The 4,646-nt window shown below is 61.0% G+C and carries 5 protein-coding genes and 1 pseudogene; 3 read left to right on the top strand and 3 right to left on the bottom strand.

What is annotated here, in order from left to right:
- Window positions 1-265 (top strand): annotated as a pseudogene (locus A3A5_RS44715) (transposase); the annotation flags it as partial.
- A 5-nt stretch (window positions 266-270) separates the two neighbouring features.
- Here A3A5_RS44715 and A3A5_RS0112885 read toward each other — a convergent pair.
- Window positions 271-891: a hypothetical protein gene (locus A3A5_RS0112885; protein WP_018310984.1), complete on the bottom strand. Its 621-nt coding sequence runs from the start codon at window positions 889-891 to the stop codon at window positions 271-273.
- On the opposite strand from A3A5_RS0112885, the gene A3A5_RS0112880 reads away from it, so the two are divergent.
- Window positions 890-1,444, top strand: coding sequence for a hypothetical protein (locus A3A5_RS0112880; protein ID WP_018310983.1), 555 nt, complete (start codon window positions 890-892; stop codon window positions 1,442-1,444). The genes A3A5_RS0112885 and A3A5_RS0112880 overlap by 2 nt on opposite strands.
- Window positions 1,445-1,537: 93 nt before the next feature.
- A complete protein-coding gene (locus tag A3A5_RS0112875) occupies window positions 1,538-1,882 on the top strand; it encodes a hypothetical protein (protein WP_018310982.1) in 345 nt (114 codons plus the stop codon).
- Between the two features lie 105 nt (window positions 1,883-1,987).
- Here the strand turns inward: A3A5_RS0112875 and A3A5_RS0112870 are convergent, their stop codons facing one another.
- Window positions 1,988-3,154: a hypothetical protein gene (locus tag A3A5_RS0112870; protein ID WP_018310981.1), complete on the bottom strand. Its 1,167-nt coding sequence runs from the start codon at window positions 3,152-3,154 to the stop codon at window positions 1,988-1,990.
- 79 nt (window positions 3,155-3,233) lie between these two features.
- The gene (locus A3A5_RS0112865; RefSeq protein WP_018310980.1) at window positions 3,234-4,343 is read right to left on the bottom strand and encodes a YhcG family protein; all 1,110 of its coding nucleotides are present in this window, start codon (window positions 4,341-4,343) and stop codon (window positions 3,234-3,236) included.
- Window positions 4,344-4,646 lie beyond the last annotated feature (303 nt).

Below are 4,646 nucleotides of genomic sequence, written 5' to 3'. Positions count from 1 at the left end.
TGATAACCTGCACGCTCTATGCTGCTTCAGCGCCGTGCAGGAACATGAGATTGACTCGAACTATCGGATCATCCGAACCTACGCCATCACCGCTCTCAAACCTGTCCTGCCAGCGGCGCTACTGGGACTGCGCTGGGCCAAGGCTGCGCTGAATGAGACCTTGGCCTTGATCGCAACACGTACCCATCGCGTGCGACCGGATCGCGCTAAACCACGTCCGCCTCGCCAGAAACCTCATCGACATGCCGCCTATAAGGCTTGCTGATGTCCTTATCTTGGGTGGATTGCCTCCAATACCTCCAGTCGAGCCTGCAACGTGGCATCAAACGGCACATCCTCCGCATCGTCACGCAGCCGCTGCAACAGTTCCAGCTCAAGATCCCAGGGCGTCCGCGCGCGCTGGGCCATGGGAAGCATCAGGGTGGCCGCCGGCGCAAAGGTGAAGGTGTCCTTGCCGAGTTCGCCATAGGTCAGGAACGTGCGCAGCGCCGATAGCTCCTTGGCGGTCTCCGCCACGACCAGACCTGCCACATAGGTCACGCAGCCCCGCGGCACCACCGTGCGTAGAAGCGCATTGATGTCCCTGGCCAACCCATAGTCGTCGAGTTGGCCGAACAGCACCAAGGCGCCTCCGCCCGCCACGGCAGACGCCTTGGCGAGTGTTTGAGGCGTGAGGAGCGTGGCGTCTCTCACAATGGACGCCATGCCCGCCTCCGTCGCCAGACTGCGGAAGCCCTCCTCCGAGACGCCCTGCAAGACGACATAGCTGAGTGGGGCCGGCGTGTAGCGCTTGATCAGGCGCAGTGTGGCTTCCCTCACCGAGGGCACGGCAAGCAGTTCGTCCCCGGAGCGCACCCCCACTTCTACCCGCCGGTGCTGGCCGGAGAACATGTGGGCGCAGAACAGCTTGCGTTTGCTCAGCAGATCGAACTGCGCGCGCCTCTGTGACCTGGCTTTGCGACGTCGCGTGCAAGAACTTGATATCCCGCTTCTGGAGCAAAAACTGGTCGCCCTCCAGTTCGGCCAGGAAATAGCCCTCCTTGCAAAGCTTGCAGTCGCTCGCCGGGAAATTCTCGATCGGCTCGTAGCCAAAAGACTGGCCCGGCACGAAGGTGAGATCGCAGACGAGTGTGCCGGCCCGCTTCGCATCGGCCTGACTACCGAGAAAGAACATCGTCCGGATGTTGGCGGCCCGAAAGCCGCACTCGATAAGGCGGCCGAACAGGCCGCCCGAGGTCGAGGCGGAGATCAACACCATGTCGCTGGCCGCAGCGGCAGGCAACCGCTCGATGCCCCCATAGGAACTGAACGAGCGGACCGGCGCCTGCACTTCCCAGAGTTCATTGACCATGCCAACGCGCTGCATCGAAAAGGCGACCGACATGAGCGGCGCGGTATCGACGAAGATCCGTCCGGGCGTGCCCGTTTTCGAGCCTGCCAGTGAAAAGAAGGCCAGGGCTGCGGCAGATTCTGACGACAGCACCACGTCGCTGGTCCGCAGAAACTTGCGCGCGTGCTTTCCCGAGGCCTTGCTGAAATGGACGCCGATCGGCGCATCGACTCGGCCCGCATGCGCGTGAAACAGATCGAACAGGAAGCCGTTGCGCAGAGGTGCATGCAGCACCTCCTCGGGCTGTTCTTCGAGGTTGCCGTCCTTCACGAAGAACGGCGTTGCCACAGCGTCGACGGTGCCGCCCGTGGACCGAAGCCAGAGGAGATAGATGCGCCCGCCCACATCATCAAAATAGCGACGAATGCGGGCCTGCACCCCACTCTCGTTCAAACACCGGAAAAGGGTGTCCTTGGTCTGAAACGGCGCCAGGATGTAGATGCGCGAGGTACTAGGACAGGCATCGAACAGATCGCGCACATCCTCGCTTAGCATGGTGCCATTCAGTGCGGGCTCGTCGTAGACCAGCAAGGATGCTTCGCCCAGGTAGCCGCCGCCGTCATGCACGGAAGTCGAATAGTGTTGAGCGCGCATTTCTCAGTTCAGCGGAATCAGTACACGAATCGCAGCGCCAACCAGCTGCTCGTGCACGGTGGGTACAGTGACAAACTGGCGTGTCTTGTCCAGCAGGCGTGGCTTTGGCATGCCGGGACGCGACTGAGATGCCTGGGCCTCGAGCAGCAATTTGGGATCGCCCCGCATGAACGAGCGATAGCCATAGACCCGTCCGGTGCGCACCTCGATCATGCCACCCAGGTCCTTCAGGCCCCGGAGCACTTCATACAGGCCCATGCCCCGATGCGAGGGACCAACGCCTGAGACGTCATCCTCGAAATGCCGCAACATGCATTGATGGACCACCTCCCACTCGTCTTCCAGCGGAACCTCTTCCTGAAGCGGCCGACCGGAGTACGAACCATAGAAGCCGAGGCCGGCGTCGAATACCGATATCTCAAGCATGTCAGCAGCCGGTCCGATGCTTGCTGCCGGGCGCGTCTGCGCCGGCGCGTGTGACTGAATGCGATGAAAGATAATGCCGCGGATGCCGCTCCTCTTGATCGGGGTGCCGTCCATCGCTGCTCTACCGTGTAGTTCCGTATTCTCGAAGAGCTCCGCCACGATGGTCGAGACGGTTTGCCGGAAGATAAAAGCCCGTGTTGACGAGACATTGACGGCGGTCTGTGCCGACAGCAGCTGGCTAATCAGCGAGTCGAAGTCCGCACGCGACAGCAATTTCCCGGTCTCGGACGAATAGAGGGACGGGGGCCTCCCCTGTCCGCGCGTGTCAGCACACAGCAGCGCCTGCCTATCGGCGAAGAAGTCGGTGGAAGGCAGATAGCTGTAGATCTTCCGCCGAGCGGGCCCGAACATCGCATTGCGTCTTGCGCCGTCTGCGTCTTCGATGACATGTTCCACCCCATCGAGCAGAAGCAGGACGGCCTGGATGGGATAGAGCGCAGGTGCGGCCACGACGTGCTCCGATACGTCACTCGCCCAGATGACCCGAATCGACGGTCCCAGCTGGCTCAGCGAAATCAACCGCTGAATGGCCACCACTTCGGCCAAGCCGCCCTCCGGCTGCGCAGTCTCGGCCCTGCTTCGCACCTCTAGAGTCAGCGCCGTGGCAAGGCGAAGCGCCTCGAATTCCTCCGCGGTCCCCTGCAGGGCCCGCGTGAGTGTTATCGTCTGGGTGCCTCTACTCATGGTCCCTTCCTCGTCTCGGTCAGGTGGACCTGCCTGCCAGCACAGCCTTGAGAGCACCCGCTTGTCATATGCCTTTCGCTCATGACGCATTGCCCTCCAGCTTGCTGCCTGCAGCGTCTACGCGACTCTCCAACCGCGCCTTCGACAGCGCAATTGCCTCATGGAGCTTCTGCTCCAGAAGTTGCCGGGGCGGAAGTTCTGTCAAGTATTCAGCGACGTGAATGCCCGTCTGATCTAACTCCAACAACTCGATGTGCTCGCGTTTCTTGCCCGTGCATAGGATGATGCCGAGTGGGGGCGCTTCCCCTGGCTCCTGCTCGTGCTTGGCAAGCCAGCGGAGGTAGAGTTCCATTTGCCCCTTGTCCGCAGCCTTGAACTCGCCTAGCTTCAACTCGATCGCGACGAGACGTTTGAGTCGGCGATTGTAGAAGAGCAGATCGATGTAGAAATCATCGTTATCGATCTGAAGCCGCTTCTGGCGAGCAACAAAGGTGAAGCCAGCGCCTAGCTCCAGAAGGAAGTGCTCCAACTCGCGCAGTATGGCGTCTTCGAGATCGCGCTCTAGATAGCGATCTTGCAGACCAAGGAAGTCAAGGACATAGGGATCCTTGAGCACCAGGCCGGCGCTCATTTCACCCCGCTCGCGCAGGGCCGCGAGTTCTTGTGTTACGAGGTCATCCGACTTGCGGGACAACGCGGTGCGCTCGAACAGCATGGAATCCAAGCGGTCCTGCAACGTGCGCGTACTCCAGCCTTCGTTGCGACACATCTCAAGGTAAAACTCGCGTTTGAGGGGGGCCTCGATGTAAATCAGGCTGCGGAGGTGGGTCCAACTCAATTGTCTACTCAGTGCGTAGACAATGTCCCCATCCGGGAAAATTTCGGCGAAGCGCAGCATGTGCCGCAAATTCTTGGCACTGAAGCCACGACCATGCTCCGCCTCCAACTGCCGCGACAGGGAAACAACGATTTGCTCACCGTACTCCGCACGCTCGCCGCCCAACACCTCCGAGCGAATGCGCTGGCCGACGCGCCAGTAGAGCACAGTCAACGCGGCGTTGACAGACACCGCTAGGCCGGCGCGCGCTTCGATGATTAGGCGCCGGATGTCCCCAACGATCGCCTCGGCGTTGACGGCTTCCGGTGGCGCCGCCGGTGTCACACGCGCTGCGACGCGTTTGCGTGTCATCGCAACCGGCCCCAACGTTTCAGCGCAAGACCCATACCGTGTGGGCCTGTCCCTGCCTTGCGGAGGCAAATCATTGCTTGCATTGTTTCATCTATAGCGCAACTAATTGACTAGACGGCACGGCGGTACGCCCCCAATCCACTGAATTCGCTGCCGTAGGCGCTTTGCCGCCTCGACTTGCTGACTGAACCGACGTCGTGTCCCCCACTCCATCATCAACAGGCCACCTAAACCCGCGTGGTTAAAGGGATTGGCTGCGATCGACTTGCGGCCTTACCGTCGCTTATACCGTCAAGCACGCTG

This window comes from Cupriavidus sp. UYPR2.512 (assembly GCF_000379565.1).
Classification (GTDB): Bacteria; Pseudomonadota; Gammaproteobacteria; order Burkholderiales; family Burkholderiaceae; genus Cupriavidus.
Note: the sequence above shows the minus strand (reverse complement) of the source record. Positions and strands in the feature narration are given on the sequence as shown.